This window comes from Pseudomonas sp. ITEM 17296, from assembly GCF_028895205.1.
Lineage (GTDB): Bacteria > Pseudomonadota > Gammaproteobacteria > Pseudomonadales > Pseudomonadaceae > Aquipseudomonas > Aquipseudomonas kermanshahensis.
Window position 1 is genome coordinate 23,119 of sequence record NZ_WJRS01000028.1, and the last position, 24,628, is coordinate 47,746.

Genomic DNA, 24,628 nt, shown 5'->3' on the forward strand with positions numbered 1-24,628 from the left:
CGCTTTGGCCAGTTCGTTGGCGCTGGACGAACGTGCCTTGATCCTGGCACCCCCGCAACTTGCCGCGGATACCGCGCGTCTACTGGCGTCCGCTGGCATCGAGAGCCTGTGCACCCTCGACATCGCCAACCTGCACGCCTGCCTGATCGAAGGCGCAGCCTTGGTCATCATCGCCGAACAAAACTTCAGCAATGGCCCCAGCGTACCGTTGCAGGGGTTTATCGACCAACAGCCGAGCTGGTCGGACCTGCCCATCTTGTTGATCATGGACTTAGCCGCCACTGCCACCCGGCCTTCTCAGCCGCCTGAGGGCAACCTGATGCAGTTGCTCTGCCCGCTTGATGACGGGCAAGTGCTGCAGCTGGCGCGTATCGCCCAGCGCAACCGCCGCCATCAATACCGGGCGCGGGATCAACTGTCTGCACTGCAGCAGCGGATGGACGCCCGCAGCCAGGAACAGCACAGCAACGAGATTGCCCGCACACAAGTTCGCAAGATGGAAGCTGTCGGCCAATTGGCCGGTGGCATTGCCCATGATTTCAACAACCTGCTGACCAGTATCGGCGGTAGCTTCGAGCTGATCGAGCGACGCTTGAGCAAAGGCCGGAGCGACAGCCTGGAAGGCATTTTGCGCATGGGCCAGGAGGCCGTGTCACGCGCAGGAAAATTGACCCATCGGCTGCTGGCCTTTTCCAGCCGGCAATCGTTGCACAGCCAGCGGGTCGACCTGCATGCATTGCTGGAGGCGAAGCGCCTGAACGCTGGCCTGACCCACTCGGTGACCCTGCAACTGCACGTGCCCAACGACCTGTGGGCCGTGGAGGCCGATGATGGGCAACTGCGCGAAGCCCTCGACAACCTGCTGTTCAATGCCTGCGAAGCCATGCCCACCGGCGGCCTGCTGCGTATCGAGGCCAGCAACCAGCAGATTGAGGCGAAGCAGTTCGCCGACGGCGCCCTGAACAGCGGTGATTACCTGCGTCTGCGCATCATCGACAACGGCCAGGGTATGTCGCAGAGCACGTTGGAACACGCTTTCGAGCCGTTTTTCAGCACCAAACCCGTCGGCCAGGGCATCGGCCTTGGCCTTTCTATGGTGTATGGCTTCAGCAAGCAGTCGCATGGGCATGTCACCCTGCAGAGCAAGATCGGCCATGGCACCCAGGTCGACCTGTACTTGCCGCGGCACGTCGGCGAGGCAATACCCAAACGCCCGGCCCTCGCACCTGCGCCTGACAGCACGGGCCACCATGTGCTGGTGGTCGAAGACGACCCCCATGTCCGCCAATTACTGTGTCAGGCACTGAGCGAAGACGGCTTCCCCTGCCAAACCGCCGCCAACGCCAATGAAGCCCTGCAGATCCTGCGGTCGTCGCAACGGATCGACCTGTTGGTCAGCGATGTTGGCCTACCGGGCATGAATGGGCGGCAACTGGCGGAGATCGCACGTACCTTGCGGCCACGCCTGCCGGTGCTGTTCATTACCGGATACGCGGAAACGGCCATGGCTCGCGAGGGCTTCCTCGGCGCTGGCATGCACCTCATATGCAAGCCATTCGAGCTCAAGCAATTGCAGGCGCAGGTGACGCAGATTCTTGGCAAGCCCTGAACCAGTTCAACCGCCTAGCATGTGCAAGGCCTGGTTCGCCAAGTGCTCCAGCGCAAACGGCTTGAGCATCAATGCGGTGCCCGGCTGATCGAGCAACTGGGCTTCGATCGGCTGGTCGGTGTAGCCGGTGATGAACAGAATCTTCTGCGACGGCACAATCATGCGGATTGCCTTGGCCACTTGCCGCCCACTGAACCCACCCGGCAAGCCGATATCCGTGATTACCAGGTCAAAAGGCCCGTCATGGCGGAAGCGATCCAGCGCTGAATTGGCATCTTGAACGTCACAGATGGCAAACCCGCGCTCGGTGAGAAATTCGCGCATCAGTGCACGCAAGTTGAGTTCGTCATCGATCAACAACACGCGCTGGCCTTGCGCGCGATTAACGCTTGGCAGGCATACCAGTGGCTCTTCCGGAACCAGCGCCAGGCTACGCGGAAACAGCATGGAGACTTTCGTCCCTTGGCCTTGGGTCGACTCGATCCACACATAGCCACCCGACTGCCCGACAAAGCCATAGACCATCGGCAGGCCAAGCCCCGATCCCCGTCCCAGGGGCTTGGTCGTGAAGAACGGTTCAAAAGCCTTGGCGACCTCTGCGGCCGACATCCCGTGGCCGTCATCCTCAACATGCAAGGCCACATAGTCGCCTGGCGGCAACCCGTTCTCATCCGGGAAATGCGTCGCCAAGCGTTCGTTGACCGTTCTGATCGAGACGCTGCCGCGCTCAAGGCACGCTTCACGGGCATTCGCGCACAGGTTGATCAAGGCATTTTCAAACTGGGTGACATCGACGCTGACAGCCCAGGGGGTGACGTCCAACTGCCACTGCAGGCTCATTTCCGCGCCCAGCGCCTGCTGCAGCAAGGGCTCGATCAGAGACAGCTGTCGGTTGACATTCAGTGGCCTGGCCTCCAGCGGCTGGTTGCTGGAAAACGCCAACAGCCGGTGGGTAAGGTTCATGGCCCGTTGCACAGAGTCTCGCGCCAGTTCCACATAGGTCTCGATGCGCTCCAGGCGCCCTTGCAGCAAGCGGCGTTGCAACAGCTCGAGGCTGCCACCGATGCCTGACAGCAAGTTGTTCATTTCATGGGCCATGCCGCCTGCCAGTTGGCCAACCACCTCCAGGCGCTCACTGTTGCGCAACAAGGCCTCGGACTGGCGGGTGGCTTCTTCGCGGTCTGCGGTGATGTCGCGGCCGACGGCGGTCAGTAAGTTGCCATCGAATTTAGCGGACCAGCTAAACCAGCGGTAGTGGCCGTCCTGGTGGCGCAGGCGGATATCGATCTGTTCAGCCTCCTGACCCTGCACAAAGCTCGAGACCGCCACCTGCACTTCAGCGCGGTCCGCTGGGTGGATCAGCTCCAATATCGACATGTCCTGTACCAACGCCTCACGCCAGCCCAGGATGCGATGCCAGGCGGGGTTGGCGGAGTGCAGCTTCAGCTCACGGGTAACAATCATCATGGCATCGCGGGACAATTGCCAGATCTGCTCCCGATCGGCCATGTAGCGCTCGAGCTGTTTTTCAAAGGCCGTCGCCTGCTCGCGCCAATGATGGTGCGCCTCGGCACTGGCCTTGGTTTCGATGACCGTGTGCAGAAAACCCGCAACGCCACCCTGCTCGTCCCGAATCGGCGAGTAACCGAAGGCACACCACAAGGGGTCGGTGACGTTGCCACGCTCGATGCGCAGCGGCGGGTCTTCGACGAAACTCGAACGGCCTTCAAGCGCCTTGTACACCCAAGGCCCCATGCCCTGCCAGGCATCGCGCCAGAGCACGTCGAACGCCTGCCCCAATGCATCCTGGCCACCGCCCCGGAGCATCCGATAGGCGTCGTTATGGACCACGCTCAGGTCCGCCCCCCACACCACCGCACACGGGAATGGCGAGCCTTGCATCATGTCGACGGCAATGCGCAGCGAGGCCGGCCAGCGTGGCAGCGGCCCTAGCGACGTACGGCCCCAATCGAATTGGGCAATGCGTTCACCCATGGGATCAGCTGATGCCGGGTTGGACGCCAGCAGGGTGACCTGCGGCTCAACTTCGCGCGGGGTACCGTTTGCGACCAATCTCATGACTCCAATGGCTGATGGGTGGCGACGTTGTTCACGTTAGCACAGCATGCGCTGCATTTATGGCGTACCGGCAGGTGGCAGCTATGCTGATTAGGTTTTCCACTGAGCCATGGAATAGCGGTCCCTTTAGGTTGCCGATGGGAGTGTGGTCATGAGCAAGAAGAAGATGCTGGTAGTGCTGACCAATACGGCCAAGTACCCGACCCTCAAACGGGCAACCGGGCTGTGGTTGGGCGAGGCTGTGCATTTTGTCGAAAAGGTCCAGAACGCAGGCTACAGCGTCGATTATGTCAGCCCCAGCGGCGGCTACGTGCCGATCGACCCGCACAGCCTGCAAATGGCACCCGATCTGGACTGGGCGTGGTACGACGACAAGGACTTCATGACACGTCTGGGTGCCACACTCAGCCCGGGGCTGGTCAAGGCTGACGACTACAGCGTCATCTATTACACCGGTGGGCACGGGGTGATGTACGACTTTGCCAATAACCAGCCGCTGCAAGAGATCGCGCGCAAAATCTATGAGAATAAAGGCATTGTGGCGGCCGTTTGCCACGGCGTTGTCGGCCTTTTGAACATCAAGCTCAGTAACAACAGCCTGCTGCTGAAAGACCGTCAGGTCACCGGTTTTTCCAACATCGAGGAACAACTGGTGGAACTGGACAAGGTTGTGCCTTTTCTCACCGAAAACGAACTGGTTGCTCGGGGCGGTATTTACAGCAAGCACGATGACCCGTGGAAACCTTACGTGGTGAGCGATGATCGGCTGATTACTGGGCAAAACCCAGATTCCACTGCATTGTTGGCTGAAGAGGTACTCGCAAAACTCGAGGCATAGTGACGGCTTACGCCTGATTACATCGTTTCTCGAAGCGCGGGCCGCACGTGGACTACATCCGACACGCAATTGATTACATAGGCTCCCAGACTACCTGCCCACCACGGGCAGCATCAGAATGGAGAACAATAGCCTATGTCGAAAATCATGCATGCCGGGCGCAGTTTGCTGGAATTGCTGCTCATCATGGCCATCGGGCTGGTGCCGGTGGTGTCCGGGTTGTTGGTCATGGTGTTTCAGCTGGAGAAAAAGCTGGAGGAAAACGCACAGATCTCCGTCCAGGAAGCGGTATTCACCATCGATAAAGTGCTGGACCGCATGCAAAGCACCGTTATCCTCGCCCAGCCTGTTGCAGGCAAGGCGTGCGCCGAAGTCCAGAGCACCCTGCAGGAACAGGTAGCCCGTGACCCCTTGCTACGCGCGCTGACCTTGGTGCGCGACCAGGAAGCGTATTGCAGCACCCACTCGGACTCCCTCGACCATCTTTCGGCCTTCGCCCAGTCCGGGCAACAGGTTGAACTCGCGCTCGACTCGCCAGCATTACCCACTACGCTGGTGACCCACTTTCAGGAACCGGGCAACAACCCGAGCGTGATCGTGACAGGCTATGCCACTGAACTGCGCAACGAACTGCGGGCCTTTCAGGATGGCCTGACACTGCTTCTGGAGTTCGGCGACCAATACATCTGGAGCCATGGAGACAGCCGCGACCCGCATCGGCCTTCGCAGCCGGAGTATGCTCAAAGGGCGATCTCCGAGAAGTATGGGTATGCGGTGAGGGGCGGTTATGCCAGAGGCTATACGGCCCAAGAAATCCGCCAATCGATGTTGCAGGTCCTGCCTTCCCTGGTACTGGTAGGCATCGTGACCGGCTCGATCGTCTACTGGGGCCTGTTCAGGGCGCGTCGCAACAAGCGTGGTACCGCCGCCGAAGCGGCATGACGGCGGTACCAGCACTATCAATCGGTGCTCAATACACCGCGGCGAACCTGGTCCCGTTCGATGGATTCGAACAGGGCCTTGAAGTTACCTTCGCCAAAGCCATCATCACCCTTGCGCTGGATGAACTCGAAGAATACTGGCCCAAGCAAGGTCTCCGAGAAGATTTGCAGCAGCAAACGCTTGTCGCCCTGCTCTGCAGCGCCGTCGAGCAGGATGCCGCGCGCTTGCAGCTGGTCGACAGGTTCACCGTGACCTGGCAGGCGCTCTTCGAGCATCTCGTAGTAGGTCTGCGGCGGCGGGGTCATGAAGCGCATGCCGATGCCCTTCAGGGCATCCCAGGTCTTGAGCAGGTCGTCGGTCAGGAAGGCCACGTGCTGAATGCCTTCGCCGTTGAACTGCATCAGGAATTCTTCGATCTGCCCAGCGCCCTTGGACGATTCTTCGTTGAGCGGGATGCGGATCATGCCATCGGGTGCGGTCATGGCACGCGAGGTCAGGCCGGTGTACTCGCCCTTGATATCGAAGTAGCGGATCTCGCGGAAGTTGAACAGCTTCTCGTAGAACCCTGCCCAGTAGGCCATGCGCCCACGGTAAACGTTATGGGTCAGGTGATCGATGATCTTCAGGCCTGCGCCCACCGGGTTGCGGTCTACGCCTTCGATGAAGTTGAAGTCGATGTCGTAGATCGAGCTGCCTTCTTCAAAGCGGTCGATCAAGTACAGCGGCGCGCCACCGATACCCTTGATTGCGGGCAGGCGCAGCTCCATCGGGCCGGTTTCGATTTCGACAGGCTGAGCGCCAAGTTCAAGCGCGCGGGCATAGGCTTCGTGAGCATTGCGAACGCGGAACGCCATGCCACAGACCGACGGGCCGTGTTCGGCGGCAAAATACGAGGCGATGCTCTTGGGTTCGTTGTTCAGAATAAGGTTGATGCCGCCCTGACGGTACAGGTGCACGTCTTTGGAGCGGTGGGTGGCGACCTTGGTGAAACCGAGTATCTGGAAAACCGGCTCGAGCACACCCGGGGTCGGCGATGCCAGCTCGATGAACTCGAAGCCCATCAGGCCCATTGGATTTTCGAAAATATCAGCCATGTTCTTGTCCTCATCTACAGCGAAAAATTAGTGATTTCCGGGGATGTAGAACAGAACAGGCGGTGAGCACGGGATGCCACGCACGCTGCGAGCGAGGAAGCCACCAATGATCAGTTTGAACCCATGGTTTGTCATATGGACCCATTCTCGGCGGGCTTGATTCTCCCGAATGTGGAGAACCTTATTGTTGTATTCGTAACTGGATTCTACAGTGCGTAAATCGGTTTGTCGCGCTTTAGTTCGCCCGTGCCCCCGACAAACGGCTATCCTCTGCACGTTCTCTTCAACAGATTAGGCCAGTATGCCCCTCACCCGTAAACGCCGCGCCGGCTGGAGTTGGCGCACCCTGCTGCCTTGGGCGATCGGCGTGCTCCCGGTGGCCTGCGGCCTGGGGGTGATGAACTGGCAGATCGACCGTGACCTGCATGCCAACAGCCATGCTACTGCCGCTCAGGTGATTGACCATGTCGAGCGTATTCTCGACACGGCGTCCAGTACGGCACAAGCGCTGCTGCCGTTGGCAGGCGACCCGTGCGCGCAGGTGCAACTGGCCCTGCGCGGCCAGGTCACGCGTAACGCCTTTGTGCGCTCCACCAACCTGTTCCAGCACAACACGCTGTATTGCTCCTCGCTGTTCGGTGAGTTTGATGAGGCCGTCGACGCTGGCGACTACGCCAACGGCACGCTGTGGTTGATGAATGGCAACTCGGTAACGCCGGGCCACGCGCTGCTGGTGTATCGGGCCAGCGACGGTGACCGCGGCGCGATCACTACCGTCGATGGCGACCACTTGCTCACGGCACTGCGCCTGATCGGCCCGGACGAGACGCTGCAGATCCGCGTCGGTAACGATTGGATGGGCAAGGACGGTGCTGTCCACGAAGGCTCACCGCCCACGGCAGCGACTGCCGCGGTGACGTTGAGCTCGACCCGCTACCCGTTCAGCGTGTACGGCGGCTATGGCGCCGACAAGCAAGGCCAACTGCTGCTCAGCCACTACCCCGCCTTGCTCAGCCTGCTGCTGATACTCGGTGCGGTGGCCGGGGCGGTGTGCCACTGGCAGGTCCGCCGCGCCACTTCGCCGCGTGCCGAACTGCAGCGCGCCCTGGAGGCCGACGAGTTTCTGCCGTACTTCCAGCCGGTGGTACGCAAGGGTGATTACCAGTGGGCCGGTGCCGAAGTGCTGATGCGCTGGAACCACCCCCGCGAAGGCCTGGTGCGCCCCGACCTGTTCATCCCCTACGCCGAGCACAGCGGCCAGATCGTCGCCATGACACGCGCGCTGATGCTGCACACTGCGCAGAGCCTGGCGCCGTATGCTGCGCTGCTGGAGGATGGCTTCCACATTGGCATCAATATCACCGCTGACCATTGCCGCGACCTGAGCCTGCTCGACGATTGCCGGACCTTTCTTCAGCACTTCCCGCCAGGCCGTGTGGCGCTGACCCTGGAACTGACCGAGCGCAAGCTGATCGAAGCCACGCCGGTGACCCTGGACCTGTTCGAGAAGCTGCATGAAATGGGCGTGATGATTGCGCTGGACGATTTCGGCACGGGCCAGTCGAGCCTCAACTACCTGCGCCAGTTCAAGGTCGATTACCTGAAGATCGACCAAAGCTTCGTTGCCATGGTCGGGGGTGACGCATTGTCGTTGCACATCCTCGACACCATTATCGAGCTGTCGGGCAAACTGGGCCTGGGCATCGTCGCCGAAGGCGTCGAAACCGAGACCCAGCGCGACTACCTGGCCCGGCATAACGTCGACTTCCAGCAAGGCTACCTCTTCGCCAAGCCCATGCCGGCCGAGGCGTTCCTCGAAGCGCTGGCCGCTCGCCAAGGCGTCTCGCGGTTGCCGCAGGACGCGCCCCCTGAGATCATGCGCGGCTGATCCAGCCGCCCAACTCTCCCATTCGAGGCATTCGTGTCAAAAGGCATCCTTTCATCAGTCATGGCGTCGTGCTTGTTCGCCGTGATGTACTTCTATACCTCCCTGCTCACGCCGCTCGATGGTGAGGAAATCTTTGGCTGGCGTACGCTGCTGACGCTGCCTTGCCTGACGCTGTTCATGCTGGTTTCCAAGGACTGGCAGCGTGTTGGTGAGCTGCTGGGGCGGGTACGGCGTACCCCGGTGCTGCTGCTGGGGATGGTCGGTACGTCCTGGCTGATGGGGGTGCAACTGTGGCTGTTCCTCTGGGCGCCGTTGCACGGGCGTAGCCTGGAGGTGTCGATGGGCTACTTCCTGCTGCCACTGACCATGGTCTTGACCGGGCGCCTGGTCTACGGCGAGCGCCTGTCGCACTTGCAGAAAATCGCCGTGTGCTGCGCTGCGCTGGGTGTCGGGCACGAGCTGTACCAACATGGCAGCTTCGCCTGGGAAACCCTGGTGGTGATGATCGGTTACCCGATCTACTTCGTGCTGCGCCGACGCTGCCGCACCGACCACCTGGGCGGTTTGTGGTGCGACATGTGCCTGCTGTTGCCGTGGGCCCTGTACTTCGTGATCCAGGGGCCGTTGTCACCTGCGGACCTGCAGGCGCACCCCGGCCTTTACGCCTTGATCCCGGTGCTGGGGGCGATCAGCGCCTCGGCCCTGATCGCCTACGTGTTGGCCAGCCGCCTGTTGCCGTTCAGCCTGTTCGGCTTGCTCAGCTACGTCGAGCCGGTATTGCTGGTGGGCGTGGCCCTGCTGCTGGGTGAGAGCATCGGCCCGGATCAGTGGCTGACCTACCTGCCGATCTGGGCCGCAGTGCTGGTGCTGGTGCTCGAAGGCTTCAAGCACCTGCTGCGTCAGCGTCGCCGCTCGGTATAAGCCGCACCTGGCGCACGCGCCGCTCCTCAACCGCCTCCACGGTCAGCGTCCAGCCATTCCAGGCCAGGCGATCCCCCACCATCGGCAGGCGGTCCAGCAAGCTCATCACCAGGCCCGCGAGGGTCTGGTAGTCCTCGGTGGCACGCGCGCTGAAACCGGTACGCGCCTGCACCTGGCTGAGGTTGAGGGCGCCGCTGACGACAAAGCCATCCCCTTCTTCGACGATACCCGGCCCTTCTACCTCACTCGCATCCGGCAGTTCACCGGCGATCGACTCGAGGATATCGGTCATGGTCAACAGGCCGGTGAAGTCACCGAATTCGTTGACCACGAAGGCAATATGGGTCGATTGACCGCGCATCTGCTCAAGGGCGTTGAGGATGCTGAAGCTTTCCAGCAGGTTCAACGGCGCCCGGGCCATGCGCTCCAGGTCTGGCTGGCTGCCTGACAGCAGTTCCTTGAGCAGCTCCTTCTTGTGCACGAAGCCCAGTGGTTCATCGATGCGGCCGTCGCGGATCAGCGGCAGGCGCGAGTACGGCGAATTGGCCAAGGCTTCGGTAATGGCTGCGGCCGGCAGCGCCAAGTCAATCACATCGACCTCGGTGCGCGCGGTCATCACCGTGCGGATCGGCCGCTCGGCAAGGTTCAGCACACCGCTGATCATCACCCGCTCACGGCGGTCGAACAGCACCTCTTCGCCACCGCCCTCGACCAGGTCGGCGATTTCTTCCCCGACCTCGTCAGCCTCGACCCGACGGCCGCCCAACAGGCGCAATACCGCATGGGCCGTGCGCTCACGCAGTGGCTTGTGCTGCTGCAGGCTGCGCTTGCGGCGCGCACGGGCCAGCTGATTAAACACCTCGATAAGGATAGAGAAGCCGATGGCCGCATACAGGTAGCCTTTCGGGATATGGAAGCCCAGGCCTTCGGCGGTCAGGCTGAAACCGATCATCATCAGGAAGCCCAGGCACAGCATGATCACCGTCGGGTGGGCGTTGACGAAGCGGGTCAGCGGCTTGCTGGCGACAATCATGATGCCGATCGAGAAGATCACCGCGATCATCATGATCGACAACTGCTCGACCATGCCGACGGCCGTGATCACAGCGTCCAGCGAGAACACCGCATCGAGCACCACGATCTGCGCGACGATCGGCCAGAACGCCGCGTGGCGGACCGCACCGCTGGCCTGGGTAACATGCCCTTCAAGCCGTTCGTGCAGCTCCATGGTGGCCTTGAACAGCAGGAACACACCGCCGAACAGCATGATCAGGTCACGCCCCGAGAAGCTCTTGCCGAATACCTCGAACAGCGGCGCGGTCAGCGTCACCATCCACGAGATACTCGCCAACAGGCCCAAGCGCATGATCAGCGCCAGGCTCAAACCGATGATCCGCGCACGGTCACGCTGATGCGGCGGCAGTTTGTCGGCCAGGATGGCGATGAACACGAGGTTGTCGATACCCAGCACCAGCTCGAGGACGATAAGCGTCAACAGGCCTAGCCAGGCCGTGGGGTCGGCTAGCCATTCCATTAGCGGGTACTCACGAGGGAAGCGTCACAAGGACAGGTGAAAGGCGGCCGAGAAGGCCAAGGACAGGGGGGTTCCGCGAAGGTGCTCATAGGTACCTGAATAGAAATTGGGTAAGAGATCCTACAATCACAGCCAGTTTTTCTGACAGTGAGAAACTATTACAAAACCTGTAACAGGGGATTTTCATTCAATACACCTGACGCCCTGCGCCTGAAGAATAGCCTCAACTTCCACCACTTGGATTACCCCCATGAGCCTGTCTTTGTCCATGGCCGCCTTTGCGCTGGCCGCCTCGATTTCTCCTGGCCCAGTCAACATTGTCGCGCTGGGCAGCGGTGCCCGGCATGGCTTGCGCGCAAGCCTGGCCCACGTGGCCGGGGCCACGCTGGGGTTCTGCCTGTTGCTGGTACTGGTTGGGCTGGGCCTGCATGAACTGCTGTTGCGCTGGCCGCTTTTGGGTTCGCTGCTGCACTGGGGAGGTGTCGCGTTTTTGCTGTACATGGCGTGGAAGCTGGCCCGCGACGATGGCCGCTTGGGCAGCGATCATGCACAGCGCGCCCCGTCTGCCTGGCAGGGCGCGGCCATGCAGTGGCTCAACCCCAAGGCATGGTTGGCGGCGGTGGCAGGTGTGGGCGCCTACACAGGGGGCGACCAGCAACTGTTGTGGGTGTTCACCTGGATCTATGGGCCGATCTGTTTCGCCTCGGTGGCCAGTTGGGCATGGGCTGGCAGTGTGATTCGCCAATGCCTGGGCAACCCGGGGCGCATGCGTTTGTTGAACCGCGGGCTGGCCATATTGCTGGTGGGCAGTGCGGTTTACCTGCTGCGATAATGCCCCGGCGTCGCAGCCAAATGCCGCTTGAAGGCACGCTGCAGGTGCGCCTGGTCGGCGAAGCCCGCTGCCAGGGCTGCGTCGGCAATTGAGCTGCCCTGGCGCAGTTGCGCGCGCGCACTGCACACGCTGGTCAAGCAGGTAGTCGTGGGGCGTTAGCCCAAAACGCTGGCGAAACGCGCGGATCAGGTAGGCGCGGGACAAGCCGCAGGCTTGGCAGATGTCTTCAAGGTCTAGCGGGTCGGTACGGTGTGCGCGGATGAAGGCCGCGGCGGCCTCCAGCCGAGGATGGTCCGGCTTGGGTGCCCCAGGCTCGCCACCCAGCACGTTCGACAGCCTCTGGAAGAACGCCGCAAGCCGCGCTTCGCGATCCCGTCGGTTGTCGTCGAACAGGTCGGCAAACACCTGCAGCAAGGCGCTGTAGAGGGCTGGCGAGGTGCTGACAACCTGCGCGGGCAACTGGAACCCAAGCCTCTGCAACCACGCTACGTCAACGAACAGCATCAGGTAGGACCAGGCCTCGCCCTCGATGGGGTTGCACGTGTGCACCACCCCTGGGTTCATCAGCACCGTGGTGCCCGCGCTGACTTCGATCCCGGTGCTACCGCTCAGGTAGGTGCTGCGCCCACCGGTGATGGCGCCGATGGAAAAGCTCTCATGGGAATGGGCGGCATAACACACCTGGCGCCCGTCCCCGACCCGCCGAGCCTCGACGAAGGGCAATGCCGGATCGCGCCAGAACCGCGACACCTCTATCATCGCCCTGCCCTCATTCGCCGTTGTCGTGTACCACCACCAGCAACTGCGCTGGGCGCGGCCCGACCGAACGCAAGCGGTGAGGTGTCTGGGCGTTGAAATGCAAGGCGTCGCCCTGCTCCAGCAGCACCCGTTCATTCACGAAATCGACCTCAACCTGCCCGGCATGGACGAACAGAAACTCCTCGCCCTGGTGTTCCTTGAACGTCGGGTCACTGAACTCGGTGGGCGGCTGAATCAGAAACGGCAGCAGGCTGCGCTGCCCTACCTGGCTGGTCAGCGCCGCATAGCCCGGCCCTTCGCCGTCGCCCACCAGCGCCTGGCGTTCAGCGTGGCGCACCAGGCTGTAACGGCTCTGCGCGGTGTGTTCTTCAGCGAACAGCTCTTCGACATTGACGTTCAGCGCCCGCGCCAGTTTCAGCGCGGCAGCGATCGACGGCGTGTTCAAGCCGCGCTCGACCTTGGACAGGTAGCTTTTGGTCATGCCGGTCTTGTCGGCCAGCACTTCCAGGGTGATACCCAGTTTCTTTCTCAGCAGTTTCAATCGGATCGACATGTGAAGCAGTTTCCCAGGCGAAGGCAGATGCAAGGCTCGCGCACACCGATGATACGTGGAGTGCGCGCGAAATGCTGGCCTTGGCCGGGCAAATTCTCAAGGCATCACGGGCGGCACGTACTGCAAGGTTGTGCCCAGTGCCCACAGCAGCACCAGCACCAGGGGCGCATGCACCAGCAACTGCACGAACGAGAAGCCGATCAGGTCGCGCGCCTTGAGGCCCAGTACCCCCAACAACGGCAGCATGTAAAACGGGTTGATCAGGTTCGGCAGCGCCTCGGCGGCGTTGTAGATCTGCACCGCCCAGCCCAGGTGGTATTGCAGGTCATTGGCCACCAGCATCACGTAGGGCGCCTCGATGATCCACTTGCCACCGCCCGAAGGGATGAAGAAGCCGAGCACAGCCGAGTACACCCCCATCAGCACCGCGTAGGTGTCGTGGGAGGCGATCTGCACGAAGAAGGTGGAGATGTGATGGGCCAGCGTCTGTTCGTCCACCCCTTTGACCTGGGTAAGGACCGCCGCAATCGAGCCATACAGCGGGAACTGGATCAGCACCCCGGTGGTGGTCGGCACCGCGCGGGCCACAGCATCGAGGAAGCTGCGCGGGCGCCAGTGCAACAAGGCACCCAGCATGATGAACAGGAAGTTGTAGGTATTCAGCCCAGAGATGGCCGTGATGGCGGGCTTGGTGGCGAACTCCTGATACAGCCAGCCACCGGCCAGGGCCACCAGCAGCAAGGTCAGGATGGGGCTGTACTCCAGCCACTCACCGGGCCGGCTGCGCTGGGCCGGTGGCGGCGCGGTGAAGCTTGGGTCGACACCGCATTGTTGCGCGGTACGGGCACTGCTAGGGCCTGGCGCGGTGGCATAGGCCACCACCAGCGACACGATCACCAACGCCGCCAGCAGGACGCCGGACTGCCAGAGGAAGATGGTCTCGGTGAACGGAATCACCCCGGTGATCGACAGAATCGACGGTGGCAAACTGGCCGGGTTGGCCTGTAATTGCGCCGCCGAAGACGACAGGCCCAATGCCCATACCGCGCCAAGGCCCAGGTAGGCCGCAGCACCGGCTGCACGGTAGTCCATGTTCAGGTCGCTGCGCCGAGCCAGGGCGCGCACCAGCAAGCCACCGAACACCAGCGACAGGCCCCAGTTGAGCAACGAGGCCAGCATCGAGATCAGCGCCACCCAGCACACGGCCGAGCGGCCGTTCTTGGGAATGCGTGCCAAACGGTCGATCAGCCGCGCGGCAGGCGGTGAGCTGGCCACCACGTAGCCACCGATGACCACGAATGCCATCTGCATGGTGAACGGGATCAGGCTCCAGAAGCCATCACCAAAGGCCTTGGCGGTGTCGGTCGGTTTGGCGCCCATGGCCAGGGCCCCCACGCACACCAGTACGACGGCCAGGGCAGCGAATACCCAGGAATCAGGGAACCAGCGTTCGGCCCAGTTGGAGCAGCGCAGGGCAAAGCGGGCGGAGCGGCTGTCTTGGATTTCAGCGGCCACGATCAACTTCCTTTTATTGGTTTTATCGGACATTTCTACAGCAACGCAAAAAACCTGTAGGCGCAGCCTTGTGCTGCGACGAGACCAGTGGCAGCAGCGAAGAATCACTGTGTTGTCACTGGCCTCTTCGCAGCACAAGGCTGCGCCTACAGGTCGAATGACCCGTTTGCGGGTTAGAAGGTCATTTCTTTCACATCATCCGGCACGATCAGCTTGCCGGCGGTCTTCTCGATGATTTCTTCAACGCTCACCCCCGGTGCTGTCTCGCGCAGGATGAAGGCGCCATTGTCGATTTCCAGGTAGGCCAGGTCGGTCAGCACCTTGCGGATGCAACCGGCACCGGTCAGCGGCAGGCTGCAGCGCGGCAGCAGCTTGGACTCGCCGTCCTTGGACGCGTGGGTCATGGTCACGATGATGTTGTCGGCACCGGCCACCAGGTCCATGGCGCCGCCCATGCCCTTGACCAACTTGCCGGGGATCATCCACGACGCGATGTTGCCTTGCACATCCACTTCGAAGGCGCCGAGCACGGTGAGGTCGACGTGGCCACCGCGGATCATGGCGAACGATTGCGCCGAATCGAAGATCGACGCGCCACGGCGGGCGGTGACGGTCTGCTTGCCGGCGTTGATCATGTCGGCATCGATCGTGCTCTCGGTAGGGAATTCGCCCATGCCGAGCAAGCCGTTTTCCGACTGCAACATCACATCCATATCAGCGGGTACGTAGTTGGCCACCAAGGTCGGGATGCCGATGCCGAGGTTGACGTAGTAGCCGTCCTTCAGTTCACGGGCGACGCGTTGCGCCATCTGTTCGCGGGTCAGTGCCATGGTCAGGATCTCTTTGTTGTTCTGAAGGATGGCGCTCAGGCCTTGACGGTGCGCTTTTCGATACGCTTTTCGAAGGTGCCGACAATCACGCGGTCAACGAAAATACCCGGGGTGTGGATCTCGCTGGGCAGCAGCACGCCTGGTTCGACGATCTCTTCCACTTCGACCACGGTGATCTTGCCGGCCGTGGCCGCCAGCGGGTTGAAGTTTTGCGCGGTGTTGCGGTACACCACGTTGCCGTAGTGGTCGGCCTTCCAGCCCTTGACGATGGCGAAGTCGCCGGTGATGGACTCTTCGAGAATGTAGTGGCGGCCCTTGAATTCACGCACCTCTTTGCCATCGGCGACCGGGGTGCCGTAGCCCGTGGCGGTGTAGAACGCCGGGATGCCAGCGCCACCGGCGCGCATTTTTTCGGCCAGGGTGCCTTGCGGGGTCAGTTCGACTTCCAGCTCACCACTGAGCAGTTGGCGTTCGAATTCGGCGTTTTCGCCGACATAGGAGGCGATCATCTTGCGGATCTGCCGGTCTTGCAGCAATACGCCGAGGCCGAAACCGTCGACACCGCAGTTGTTCGACACCACGGTCAGGCCCTTGACGCCACGGCGCTTGATCTCGTTGATAAGGTTTTCCGGGATGCCACACAGGCCAAAACCACCGGCCAATACCGTCATGTTGTCGGTCAGGCCGTCGAGGGCCTCTTCATACGTTGCTACGCGCTTGTCCAGTCCGGCCATGTTGATCCGCCTTTTGTAGTTGTTGAACCGACGAGGCTGTCGGTGAGCGTGTGCCCCATCTTCACCTTAGTCGACTGATTTGTTAATTTTGTTTTCATCATCGATTGATAACTTTTTCAAAACAACGATCAGGGCCGTCATGAACGTCAAGCAACTCCGCGCCTTCGTCGCCGTGGCCAAGTACCAGAGCTTCGCCCAGGCCGGTGAACACCTGCATGTATCGCAACCGGCGTTGAGCCTGACCATCAAGGCGCTTGAGGAAAACCTCGGCGGCGCCCTGCTCAGCCGGACCACCCGCAGTGTCAGCCTGACTGCCGAAGGTGAGGTGCTGCTGCCGCTGGCCCGGCGCCTGCTGGCCGACTGGGACGACACCGAAGAAATGCTGCGCCAGCGTTTCACCCTGCAACTGGGGCGGGTTTCGGTGGCGGCCATACCGGCCTTCGCCGGTAACCTGCTGCCGCACGCGCTCAAGGTGTTTCGCCAGCGCTACCCGAAAGTCAACGTCACCGTGCATGACGTGATCAACGAGCAGGTACAGGAACTGGTGCGCCACCGTCGCGTCGAACTGGGCATCGGCTTCGAACCGGACAACACCGATGGCCTGGACTTCTACCCCCTGTACATGGACCGTTTCGTCGCCGTGGTGCCCGCCGACTCGCCACTGGCCGGGCTGCCCCAGGTCAGTTGGACGCAACTGCTGGCCGAAGACTTCATCGCCTTGCAGCGCCCGTCGGCGGTCCGCCTGTTGATGGAACAGAACGTCGCGGCCAGCCATGGCAAGCTGGCGGTGGCATTCGAGAGCCATCAACTGTCGACCGTTGGCCGCATGGTTGCCAGCGGCCTGGGCGTCAGCGCGGTGCCGGCGCTGTGCATCAACCAGATGCAGGAGCTCGGTGCCCGCTGCGTGCCGCTGGTCGAGCCCGCCGTGGAGCGGCGCATGGGGGTCATCGCGCTCAGTGAGCACAAACTGTCCACCGCAGCGCAAGCGCTGCTCGAGGTATTGCTTTCCCATACCCAGATCCCGGAGGTGACATGCGATACGTGAAACTGGCAGGTTCGAAGGTGCCGGCCATTGGCCAGGGCACGTGGTACATGGGTGAAGACCCTGGCCGCCGGGCCGCTGAGGTGTCGGCCCTGCAACAAGGTATCGAGCTGGGCCTGAGCCTGATCGATACGGCTGAAATGTATGCCGAGGGCGGCGCGGAGCAGGTGGTTGGCCACGCCATCGCCGGGCGCCGCGACCAGGTGTTCCTGGTCAGCAAGGTCTACCCGCACAATGCCAGCCAGCGCGGCATGCCTGCCGCCTGCGAGCGTAGCCTCAAACGCCTGGGCACTGACTGCATCGACCTGTACCTGCTGCACTGGCGTGGCCAACATCCCTTGGAGGAAACCGTCGAAGCGTTCGAGCGTTTGCGCGAACAAGGCAAGATCAAGCGTTGGGGGGTGTCCAATTTCGATGTCGATGACTTGCGCGAACTGCACAACCCCGATTGCGCCACTAACCAAGTGCTGTACAACCCGGTGCAACGCGGCATCGAATTCGACCTGCTGCCGTGGAGCCAGAAGCGCGCCTTGCCGACCATGGCGTATTGCCCATTGGCCCAGGCCGGGCAGTTGTTGCAGCACCCCGTGCTGGCCGAAATTGCCGAGCGCCACGGTGCGACACCGGCCCAGGTCAGCCTGGCCTGGGTGACCCGTGATGAGGGGGTGATTGCCATTCCCAAGGCGGTAGACCCAGAGCATGTGCGACTGAATGCGGCGGCCGGCTTGCTGACCCTGAGCAGCGAAGACCTGCGAGCGATTGACCGGGCATTCCCAGCACCGACCCGCAAGCAACGCTTGACGATGGTCTGAAGCCCTTGCCCGACCCTTGTAGGAGCAGCCTTGCGCTGCGAAGGGGCCGGCGATACCAAAGCAAATCTGCTGTGTTGTCACCGGCCTCTTCGCAGCGCAAGGCTGCTCCTACAACAGTCAACGCAACAGACAACGCTGGCAGGCTAATGAAAATCGCGGCTGCGCACATCCAGCCCCTGCAGCAAGGGGCTGATATCCTCCAGCCGCCGCGCAATCAGGTGACGCACCCCGTTCTCCTGCTCCAGCCGCCCGCTCACCTTGAGCAATTGCGCCCCCACCAACGCCCGCCTCTGCCGCTCGGCCAAGTCACGCCAGACCACCACGTTGACCATGCCGTACTCATCCTCCAGCGTCACGAACGTCACCCCACTGGCCGTCTGTGGGCGTTGCCTGCCTACCACCAGCCCGGCCACGGCAATGTTGTCGCCATGCTCGACAGCTGACAGCTCGTGCGAACTGCGGCAACCCAACGCTCGCAAACGAGGGCGCAGCAGCCGCAACGGGTGGGGCCCAAGCGTGGTGCCCAGGGTCTGGTAGTCGGCAACCAGGTCCTCGCCGACAGTCGGTGCAGGCAGCGCTACCACGGCCTCAGGCAACGCTTCGACCTCGGCGAACAAGGGCAACTGTGGCTGCACCGCCGCCACCTGCCAACGCGCCTGATGACGGTCACGTGCCAAAGCCCTCAGGGCCCCGGCGTCAGCCAGGCGGGCACGGGCGCGGTGGTCGAGCCCTGCACGCAGGCACAAGTCTTCAACATCGCGCCAAGGCCGTTGCGCCCTCGCCTGCTCCAGACGCCGGGCGTCAGCTTCGGCAAAACCACGGACCTGCCGCAGCCCCAAGCGTATGGCCAGCGCCTGTTCACCCACCGGTTCAAGCGTGCAATCCCATTCGCTGTGAAACACATCCACCGGCCGCACCTCGACGCCTTGGCGCCGGGCGTCCTGCAGCAGCTGGTCGGGGCTGTAAAAGCCCATCGGCCAACTGTTGACCAGCGCGCAGGTGAAAATGGCCGGCTCATGGCATTTGAGCCAACTGCTCGCGTAACACAGCAAGGCGAAACTGGCCGCGTGGGACTCGGGGAAGCCATAGCTGCCAAACCCCTTGATCTGCTCGAAGATACGCTCGGCAAACGACCGTTCGTAACCATTGCGCAACATGCCTTGAATCAGCCGTTCGCGGTGCGGCTCCAGCCCGCCGTGGCGCTTCCAGGCCGCCATGCTGCGGCGTAGCTGGTCGGCCTCGCCCGGGCTGTAGTCGGCAGCCACCATCGCCAGCTCCATCACCTGTTCCTGAAACAACGGCACACCCAGCGTGCGCTCGAACACTTCCTGCAATTTAGGCGAGGGGTACGTCACGGGCTCCTGCTTCAGGCGCCGGCGCAAATACGGGTGGACCATATCACCCTGAATCGGCCCGGGGCGCACGATGGCCACCTCGATGACCAGATCGTAGAACGTGACGGGCTTGAGCCGTGGCAACATGGCCATCTGCGCCCGAGACTCGATCTGGAACACGCCCATGGTTTCGGCTCGGCTGATCATCGCATAGGTGGCTGGGTCCTCCCCCGGGATGCTTGCCAGCGTCAATTGCCGGCCCCGGTGGCGCTGCAGCAGGTCGAAGCAACGGCGCAAGGCACTGAGCATGCCCAGCGCCAGCACATCGACCTTGAGCAAACCGACCATGTCCAGGTCGTCCTTGTCCCACTGGATCACGGTGCGGTCTTGCATGGCGGCGTTTTCCACTGGCACCAGCTGATCCAGCGGCTGCTGCGAGATGACGAACCCGCCTGGGTGTTGCGACAGGTGCCGGGGAAAACCGATCAGCTCACCGGCCAGAACCAGCACCCGCCGCAGCGACGGGCTGCTGGCCTCGAAACCGGCCTCGGCCAGGCGTTGCGCATCGGGGATGCGATCACTCCAGCGGCCACAGCACTTGGCCAGCGCATCCACCTGGTCGGCCGGCAGCCCCAGTACCCGCGCCACATCACGCACCGCACCGGCAGCATGGTAGGTGTTGACCACGGCGGTGAGTGCGGCCCGGTGCCGGCCATAGCGCCGGAACACATACTGGATCACCTCTTCGCGGCGGTCGTGCTCGAAGTCCACGTCGATGTCCGGCGGCTCATTGCGTTCGCGTGACAGAAAGCGCTCGAACAGCAAACGGTGCTCCATGGGGTCGAGTTCGGTGATCCCCAGCACGAAACACACCACCGAGTTGGCGGCCGAGCCTCGGCCCTGGCAGAGGATATGCTGGCTGCGGGCAAAGGCTACGATATCGTGCACGGTCAAAAAATAGCTTTCGTAGGCCAGTTCCTCGATCAGCGCCAGCTCCTTTGCCAGCACCTCGCGCACCTTGTCGCTCGGCCCCCCCGGCCAGCGCATCAGCAAGCCGCGCTCGCACAGCTCGCGCAGCCAGCTCGCCGGGGTGTGGCTGGCTGGCACCAATTCACGCGGGTACTGGTACTTCAGCTCGCTCAAGTCGAAACGGCAGCGCTCGGCGATGACCAGGGTCTCGGCCAGTAGGTCGGCCGGGTACAGTTCCTGCAACTGCTCAGGGCTGCGTAGGTGACGCTCGCCATTGGCGTACAGGTAGCGACCCGCTTCGGCCACCTGGCAATGCTGGCGGATGGCGGTCATGCAATCCTGCAGGGCACGGCGACCGCGTGCATGCATGTGCACGTCACCGCAGGCCACTGCGCGGATACCGACCTTGCTCGCCAGCTGGCGCAGTTTGCCAAGCCGCACCTCGTCATCACTGCCACGGTGCAGGTGCACGGCCAGCCACAGCCGCTCGGCGAACAGCGTGCGCAAACCCTCACCGGGTTCAGGGTCGTCGGCATCCTCGGCAACCCACAGCGCCAGCAAGCCTTGATGATGCTCGCGCAGGTCCTCGCTGAACAGTTGGTAGTCGCCCTTTTCCGCCCGCCGTCGCGCACGGGTAATCAGCGCGCACAGGCTCTGGTAGCCGGTGAGGTTTTCCGCCAGCAGCACCAGTTTCGGGCCATCCTGCAGGCGGACTTCGCTGCCGATAATCAGCCGCAGCTGGTGCGCCTTGGCGGCCTGCCAGGCGCGGACGATACCGGCCAAGGTGCACTCATCGGTGATCGCCAGTGCGTCATAGCCCTGCTCGCGCGCACGCTTGAACAACTCATCGGCACTCGACGCCCCCCGCTGGAAGCTGAAGTTCGACAGGCAGTGCAATTCGGCATACCCGAACCGGCTCATGCAAACCAGCCTTGCAACCACAAAGGGCCTGGCTGGCTGAGGTCGCGGTAGGCCCAGCCGCGCAGGCCGTCGCGGGTTTCGATGCGGTAGTAGTCACGGCGCACGTCGCCCCCGTCCCACCAGCCCGACTCGATGCGCTCGGCATGCCCCAGCACACGGTGGCCGGCTGCCTCCAGCGCCACGGGCGCCGGTAACAGCCAGCCGGGGCGGCTACCCGGCAACACCGGCAGGCTGCCTTGTGCGCCCTGCTCCGCCGCTTGCCAGGCACATTCGGGGCGGTGATCGGCCTCGGCGCTCAGCCCCTTGACGGCCTCATCGCCTAACCGTGCGCGCAAGCGTTCACGCAACTGCTCCCAGGGCTGCGACTGCTGGGCGCGGGGGTCGAACAGCGCCTGGTGCTGGGGCACGAAGGGTGGCAGGTCATCGGCGACCAAGCGCAAGTTGCGTACCGGGGCGGGGATTTGCAGCGGCTCCAGGCGCCCTTTTGCCAGTTCGAAGAGCATGGCAGGGTCACGTTCGGCCGCCAGCAGGCCAACCTTGAGCAACGTGTCCGGCCCTTCGGCATGCTCCAGGTGCAGGCAAAAACGCTGCACGCCACAATCGCGCCCAGCCAGGAACGCGCCGAGGTCGTTGAGCATTCTGCGCAGCGGGAACAGCAACGCCTGGTGCGACTCCACGTCGAAATTCAGCTCCAGGCGCGACTCGAAGCGGTCCGGCGGCTGGTAGAAGCCCAGCCCCAGGGTGCGCAGGCCGAGCAGTTGGTCCAGGTGCAACTGGACCTGCGCAGAAAAGCGCTTGGCCAGGGCGTCGCGCGGCAAGGCCAGCACCTGGCCCAATTGGCGCAACCCCATGCGGGCAAAGGCCTCGGCGGCCTCCAGCGGCAAGCCGACACGGTCGATAGGCATCTGTGCCAGTACGGCGCGGGTGGCATCGGCACAGGTCACCGCAAGGCCATCATGACCGTTGGCAAGCATGCGGGCCGCCACCGGGTTGCTGGCCAGCACGATGCGCTGCCGCAAGCCCAACGCGCTGAGCTCCTGGCGCAGGCGTGCCTCGAACAACGGCCAGGGGCCAAACAGCTGCAGGCTGGAGCCGACCTCCAACAACAAAGCCCTTGGGTAATGCAGGCTCACCTGGGCGCTGAAGCGATAGGCCCAGGCTGCCAGCAGCTGTTGCAACTGCTCGATGCGTTTGTCATCGGCCTCTACGCAGGTGAAGCCATCGGCCAAGGCACGCGCCGTGGCCAGGGTTTGCCCAGCACGCAGGCCGAGGGCTGCGGCAGCGGGGTTGACCGCCTGTAGCACACGGCGCTGCGTCGGGCCGCCAATCACTACCAGGGGCGTTTCAGGGTCGTCACGCTCGCGCAGAACAGTGTCCAGCGCCAGCTGTGGCAGCAGAATGCAGGCCCAGAGCATGGTGCATCAGCCTCAGCCGGGCAGCGCGATGGGCAGCGCTGGCGGCATGCCGCCCCGGCTCTTGAGCACACGCCACTGTGCCGGCCGAGTGTCGATGGCAATACGCAGAGCGGCCGGCGACGGGTTGTGTGCCGCCTGCTGTGGGCGACAGGCGAACGCCAGCGCCTGGCCGGTCTCGGCAGCCACCTGCAGGCGCCGCAGTGCCCGGTCATCGGCGCGCTCTGGCCAGCACAACACGGCGGCGCAACTGCCTGAACGCAGGCATTGCTCAGCCGCCCACAGTGCGTCGGCAGGCGTGGCGCTAACCTGGGCCAGCCAGCGTAGATCCACCCCCGCTGCCTGCCAGGCCGGGGCATAGGGAATGAACGGCGGCGCGACCAGCACCACGCGGCCACCTTCTGCAGTCAGGCGCGCCAGTGAGGGCCACAGCAGTTGCAGCTCACCGCACCCCGGGCTGGCCAGCAACAGTTCGCTGAGTGCCGCGGCCGGCCAGCCGCCCTCGGGCAGGCGTTGGTCGAGCGCGGCATGCCCGGTCGGCTGCAACCCCAGGGGCCGGGCCTGAACCTGCCGCCCGCGCCAGACCTGACGCTGGTCGAGCAGCCTGTCGAGATCGACCACCGCGCCCATCAGTCGCGCCTCAGCAGGCCACAGAACACGCCTTCAATGAAGAACTCCTGTTCAGGGCCCACATCGATCGGCGCATAGGCCGGGTTGCGCGGCAACAGCCGGTAACCGCCAGGCTGACGCTGCAAGCGCTTGATGGTCACCTCGCCGTCCAGGCGGGCGACCACGACCTGCCCGTCTCGGGCCTCGCCCTGTTGCCGAATGCCGACCAGGTCACCGTCGAAGATGCCGTCATCGACCATCGAGTCGCCGCGCACTTTCAACAGGTAATCGGGCGTGCGCCGGAACAGGCTGGGGTCGAGCAGCAACTGCTCGTGGATGTCGAGGTCCGGGCCGATCGGGGCACCTGCCGCGACCTGGCCCAGCACCGGCACTTCGAGGATTTCCGGGCGGCGCAGCGGTTGAGCCAGGCGAATACCTCGCGCCTGGTTCGGCGTGACGTCGATATGGCCGGCCTGGCACAGGGCGGTGATGTGTTTGCGCGCGACGCTGCGCGAGGCGAAGCCGAAGCGCGTGGCGATGTCGGCAAGGCTCGGTGGCTGGCCGTGGTCAGCAATGCGCTCACGAATGAATTCGAGAATGGCGCGGCGTTTGGGGGTCAGATTGTCCATGGAGTACATTTGTACTCTTTTCGCAACACACTGAACAGCCCCCTTCGTCGTCCGCTTTGGTTATGATCGTCGGGCTTGTGATTTTTCATACCTGGATACCTGATGCTGACTGCCCTGCTGTTCGACCTCGACGGAACCCTCACCGACACCGATACCCTGCACCTGCAGGCTTTCCGCCAGTTGCTGCGCGAGCATGACGGCCGTGAACTGAGCCAGGCCCAGTTCGATGCACAGGTCAGTGGCCGGGCCAACGGCGAACTGTTCGCCGAGTTGTTTGCCGATGCCAGCCCGCAGCAATGCCTGGCCCTGGCGGATCGCAAAGAGGCGTTGTTCCGCTCGCTGGCGCCGTCGCTCGCGCCCATGCCCGGCCTGTTGCGCTTGCTGGAGCACGGCCAGGCCTGTGGCCTGGGGATGTGCGTGGTGACCAACGCCCCCCGGCTCAATGCCGAGCACATGTTGCAGGCCATGGGGCTGGAGGCCCGCTTCGAGCATGTGTTGGTGGCCGAGGAGCTTGAGCGAGCCAAGCCGGACCCGCTGCCCTACCTCACCGGGCTACAGCGGCTCGGGGCCGAGGCCGGGCACGCGCTGGCCTTCGAGGACTCGTTGCCCGGGGTCAAGGCTGCCAGTGGTGCGGGGATATTTACGGTTGGGGTTGCGACTACACAGACTGCCGAACGCCTGATGGACGCGGGGGCTGGGCTGGTGATCGAGGACTTTGATGATGCGCGGTTGTGGGCGTTGATTGAATCGATGGGGTGAGGTGTGCTGGATG

At 63.1% G+C, this 24,628-nt stretch carries 20 protein-coding genes and 1 pseudogene; 9 read left to right on the forward strand and 12 right to left on the reverse strand.

Annotated elements, in window-relative coordinates:
* The first annotated feature begins 4 nt into the window (after nucleotides 1-4).
* Nucleotides 5-1,609 carry a response regulator gene (locus GIB19_RS23540; protein WP_265969428.1) on the forward strand — a complete coding sequence of 535 codons (1,605 nt, stop codon included), beginning with the start codon at nucleotides 5-7 and terminating at the stop codon, nucleotides 1,607-1,609.
* A 6-nt stretch (nucleotides 1,610-1,615) separates the two neighbouring features.
* Here the strand turns inward: GIB19_RS23540 and GIB19_RS23545 are convergent, their stop codons facing one another.
* A complete protein-coding gene (locus tag GIB19_RS23545) occupies nucleotides 1,616-3,688 on the reverse strand; it encodes a hybrid sensor histidine kinase/response regulator (RefSeq protein ID WP_274888213.1) in 2,073 nt (690 codons plus the stop codon).
* 151 nt (nucleotides 3,689-3,839) lie between these two features.
* Between GIB19_RS23545 and GIB19_RS23550 the strand changes: the two genes are divergently transcribed.
* Nucleotides 3,840-4,526 carry a type 1 glutamine amidotransferase domain-containing protein gene (locus GIB19_RS23550; protein WP_099429208.1) on the forward strand — a complete coding sequence of 229 codons (687 nt, stop codon included), beginning with the start codon at nucleotides 3,840-3,842 and terminating at the stop codon, nucleotides 4,524-4,526.
* Nucleotides 4,527-4,661: 135 nt separating this feature from the next.
* Nucleotides 4,662-5,468, forward strand: coding sequence for a CSS-motif domain-containing protein (locus GIB19_RS23555; RefSeq protein ID WP_274888216.1), 807 nt, complete (start codon nucleotides 4,662-4,664; stop codon nucleotides 5,466-5,468).
* Between the two features lie 17 nt (nucleotides 5,469-5,485).
* Here GIB19_RS23555 and hppD read toward each other — a convergent pair whose 3' ends face one another.
* A complete protein-coding gene (hppD, locus tag GIB19_RS23560) occupies nucleotides 5,486-6,562 on the reverse strand; it encodes a 4-hydroxyphenylpyruvate dioxygenase (protein WP_027593423.1) in 1,077 nt (358 codons plus the stop codon).
* A gap of 301 nt (nucleotides 6,563-6,863) precedes the next feature.
* On the opposite strand from hppD, the gene GIB19_RS23565 reads away from it, so the two are divergent.
* Nucleotides 6,864-8,450 carry an EAL domain-containing protein gene (locus GIB19_RS23565; RefSeq protein ID WP_274888221.1) on the forward strand — a complete coding sequence of 529 codons (1,587 nt, stop codon included), beginning with the start codon at nucleotides 6,864-6,866 and terminating at the stop codon, nucleotides 8,448-8,450.
* 33 nt (nucleotides 8,451-8,483) lie between these two features.
* A complete protein-coding gene (rarD, locus tag GIB19_RS23570) occupies nucleotides 8,484-9,371 on the forward strand; it encodes an EamA family transporter RarD (protein ID WP_027593425.1) in 888 nt (295 codons plus the stop codon).
* Here the strand turns inward: rarD and GIB19_RS23575 are convergent.
* Nucleotides 9,334-10,905: a TerC family protein gene (locus GIB19_RS23575; protein WP_027593426.1), complete on the reverse strand. Its 1,572-nt coding sequence runs from the start codon at nucleotides 10,903-10,905 to the stop codon at nucleotides 9,334-9,336. The two genes, rarD and GIB19_RS23575, sit on opposite strands and share 38 nt — an antisense overlap.
* 250 nt (nucleotides 10,906-11,155) lie before the next feature.
* Between GIB19_RS23575 and GIB19_RS23580 the strand changes: the two genes are divergently transcribed.
* The gene (locus GIB19_RS23580; protein WP_099429205.1) at nucleotides 11,156-11,737 is read left to right on the forward strand and encodes a LysE family translocator; all 582 of its coding nucleotides are present in this window, start codon (nucleotides 11,156-11,158) and stop codon (nucleotides 11,735-11,737) included.
* Here the strand turns inward: GIB19_RS23580 and GIB19_RS23585 are convergent.
* The 5 genes and pseudogenes from GIB19_RS23585 to GIB19_RS23605 form a co-directional block, all read right to left on the reverse strand.
* A pseudogene (locus GIB19_RS23585) lies at nucleotides 11,722-12,496 on the reverse strand (helix-turn-helix domain-containing protein). The gene GIB19_RS23580 and the pseudogene GIB19_RS23585 sit on opposite strands and share 16 nt — an antisense overlap.
* A gap of 10 nt (nucleotides 12,497-12,506) precedes the next feature.
* Nucleotides 12,507-13,049 (reverse strand): helix-turn-helix domain-containing protein, encoded by a 543-nt coding sequence (locus GIB19_RS23590; protein WP_027593429.1) that lies wholly within the window; start codon nucleotides 13,047-13,049, stop codon nucleotides 12,507-12,509.
* A 96-nt stretch (nucleotides 13,050-13,145) separates the two neighbouring features.
* Nucleotides 13,146-14,597 carry a short-chain fatty acid transporter gene (locus GIB19_RS23595; protein ID WP_172960356.1) on the reverse strand — a complete coding sequence of 484 codons (1,452 nt, stop codon included), beginning with the start codon at nucleotides 14,595-14,597 and terminating at the stop codon, nucleotides 13,146-13,148.
* Nucleotides 14,598-14,737: 140 nt separating this feature from the next.
* Complete coding sequence (locus GIB19_RS23600; RefSeq protein WP_027593431.1) at nucleotides 14,738-15,394, reverse strand: CoA transferase subunit B; 657 nt, start codon at nucleotides 15,392-15,394, stop codon at nucleotides 14,738-14,740.
* 35 nt (nucleotides 15,395-15,429) lie between these two features.
* Entirely contained in the window at nucleotides 15,430-16,128 is a 699-nt protein-coding gene (locus tag GIB19_RS23605; protein WP_027593432.1) for a CoA transferase subunit A, read from the reverse strand.
* Nucleotides 16,129-16,267: 139 nt separating this feature from the next.
* Here GIB19_RS23605 and GIB19_RS23610 point away from each other — a divergent pair, with 139 nt between their 5' ends.
* Together GIB19_RS23610 and GIB19_RS23615 are read left to right on the forward strand one after the other, a co-directional pair.
* Complete coding sequence (locus GIB19_RS23610; protein WP_027593433.1) at nucleotides 16,268-17,173, forward strand: LysR family transcriptional regulator; 906 nt, start codon at nucleotides 16,268-16,270, stop codon at nucleotides 17,171-17,173.
* Nucleotides 17,161-17,982, forward strand: a complete 822-nt coding sequence (locus tag GIB19_RS23615) for an aldo/keto reductase (RefSeq protein ID WP_274888225.1) — start codon at nucleotides 17,161-17,163, stop codon at nucleotides 17,980-17,982. The genes GIB19_RS23610 and GIB19_RS23615 overlap by 13 nt, the downstream gene beginning before the upstream one ends.
* A 143-nt stretch (nucleotides 17,983-18,125) precedes the next feature.
* Here the strand turns inward: GIB19_RS23615 and GIB19_RS23620 are convergent, their stop codons facing one another.
* From GIB19_RS23620 to lexA, 4 genes are read right to left on the reverse strand one after another with little or no spacing between them, the layout of a single operon-like run.
* The gene (locus GIB19_RS23620) at nucleotides 18,126-21,206 is read right to left on the reverse strand and encodes an error-prone DNA polymerase (RefSeq protein ID WP_274888227.1); all 3,081 of its coding nucleotides are present in this window, start codon (nucleotides 21,204-21,206) and stop codon (nucleotides 18,126-18,128) included.
* Nucleotides 21,203-22,621, reverse strand: a complete 1,419-nt coding sequence (locus GIB19_RS23625) for a Y-family DNA polymerase (RefSeq protein ID WP_274888228.1) — start codon at nucleotides 22,619-22,621, stop codon at nucleotides 21,203-21,205. Before GIB19_RS23625 ends, GIB19_RS23620 begins: the two co-directional genes overlap by 4 nt.
* Nucleotides 22,622-22,633: 12 nt before the next feature.
* Nucleotides 22,634-23,248 carry a translesion DNA synthesis-associated protein ImuA gene (gene imuA, locus GIB19_RS23630; protein ID WP_027593437.1) on the reverse strand — a complete coding sequence of 205 codons (615 nt, stop codon included), beginning with the start codon at nucleotides 23,246-23,248 and terminating at the stop codon, nucleotides 22,634-22,636.
* Nucleotides 23,248-23,865: a transcriptional repressor LexA gene (lexA, locus tag GIB19_RS23635; protein WP_085272942.1), complete on the reverse strand. Its 618-nt coding sequence runs from the start codon at nucleotides 23,863-23,865 to the stop codon at nucleotides 23,248-23,250. The genes imuA and lexA overlap by 1 nt, the downstream gene beginning before the upstream one ends.
* Before the next feature lie 93 nt (nucleotides 23,866-23,958).
* Between lexA and GIB19_RS23640 the strand changes: the two genes are divergently transcribed.
* Nucleotides 23,959-24,615 carry an HAD family hydrolase gene (locus tag GIB19_RS23640; RefSeq protein WP_274888230.1) on the forward strand — a complete coding sequence of 219 codons (657 nt, stop codon included), beginning with the start codon at nucleotides 23,959-23,961 and terminating at the stop codon, nucleotides 24,613-24,615.
* Nucleotides 24,616-24,628 lie beyond the last annotated feature (13 nt).

Coding starts and splice junctions, on each gene's coding strand:
- GIB19_RS23615 (WP_274888225.1), top strand. CDS start 17,161: ATGCGATACGTGAAACTGGCAGGTTCGAAGGTGCCGGCCATTGGCCAG.
- GIB19_RS23605 (WP_027593432.1), bottom strand. CDS start 16,128: ATGGCCGGACTGGACAAGCGCGTAGCAACGTATGAAGAGGCCCTCGAC.
- GIB19_RS23610 (WP_027593433.1), top strand. CDS start 16,268: ATGAACGTCAAGCAACTCCGCGCCTTCGTCGCCGTGGCCAAGTACCAG.
- GIB19_RS23550 (WP_099429208.1), top strand. CDS start 3,840: ATGAGCAAGAAGAAGATGCTGGTAGTGCTGACCAATACGGCCAAGTAC.
- GIB19_RS23555 (WP_274888216.1), top strand. CDS start 4,662: ATGTCGAAAATCATGCATGCCGGGCGCAGTTTGCTGGAATTGCTGCTC.
- GIB19_RS23625 (WP_274888228.1), bottom strand. CDS start 22,621: ATGCTCTGGGCCTGCATTCTGCTGCCACAGCTGGCGCTGGACACTGTT.
- GIB19_RS23595 (WP_172960356.1), bottom strand. CDS start 14,597: ATGTCCGATAAAACCAATAAAAGGAAGTTGATCGTGGCCGCTGAAATC.
- GIB19_RS23580 (WP_099429205.1), top strand. CDS start 11,156: ATGAGCCTGTCTTTGTCCATGGCCGCCTTTGCGCTGGCCGCCTCGATT.
- GIB19_RS23575 (WP_027593426.1), bottom strand. CDS start 10,905: ATGGAATGGCTAGCCGACCCCACGGCCTGGCTAGGCCTGTTGACGCTT.
- lexA (WP_085272942.1), bottom strand. CDS start 23,865: ATGTACTCCATGGACAATCTGACCCCCAAACGCCGCGCCATTCTCGAA.
- GIB19_RS23640 (WP_274888230.1), top strand. CDS start 23,959: ATGCTGACTGCCCTGCTGTTCGACCTCGACGGAACCCTCACCGACACC.
- GIB19_RS23600 (WP_027593431.1), bottom strand. CDS start 15,394: ATGGCACTGACCCGCGAACAGATGGCGCAACGCGTCGCCCGTGAACTG.
- GIB19_RS23565 (WP_274888221.1), top strand. CDS start 6,864: ATGCCCCTCACCCGTAAACGCCGCGCCGGCTGGAGTTGGCGCACCCTG.
- hppD (WP_027593423.1), bottom strand. CDS start 6,562: ATGGCTGATATTTTCGAAAATCCAATGGGCCTGATGGGCTTCGAGTTC.
- GIB19_RS23620 (WP_274888227.1), bottom strand. CDS start 21,206: ATGAGCCGGTTCGGGTATGCCGAATTGCACTGCCTGTCGAACTTCAGC.
- imuA (WP_027593437.1), bottom strand. CDS start 23,248: ATGGGCGCGGTGGTCGATCTCGACAGGCTGCTCGACCAGCGTCAGGTC.
- GIB19_RS23590 (WP_027593429.1), bottom strand. CDS start 13,049: ATGTCGATCCGATTGAAACTGCTGAGAAAGAAACTGGGTATCACCCTG.
- GIB19_RS23545 (WP_274888213.1), bottom strand. CDS start 3,688: ATGAGATTGGTCGCAAACGGTACCCCGCGCGAAGTTGAGCCGCAGGTC.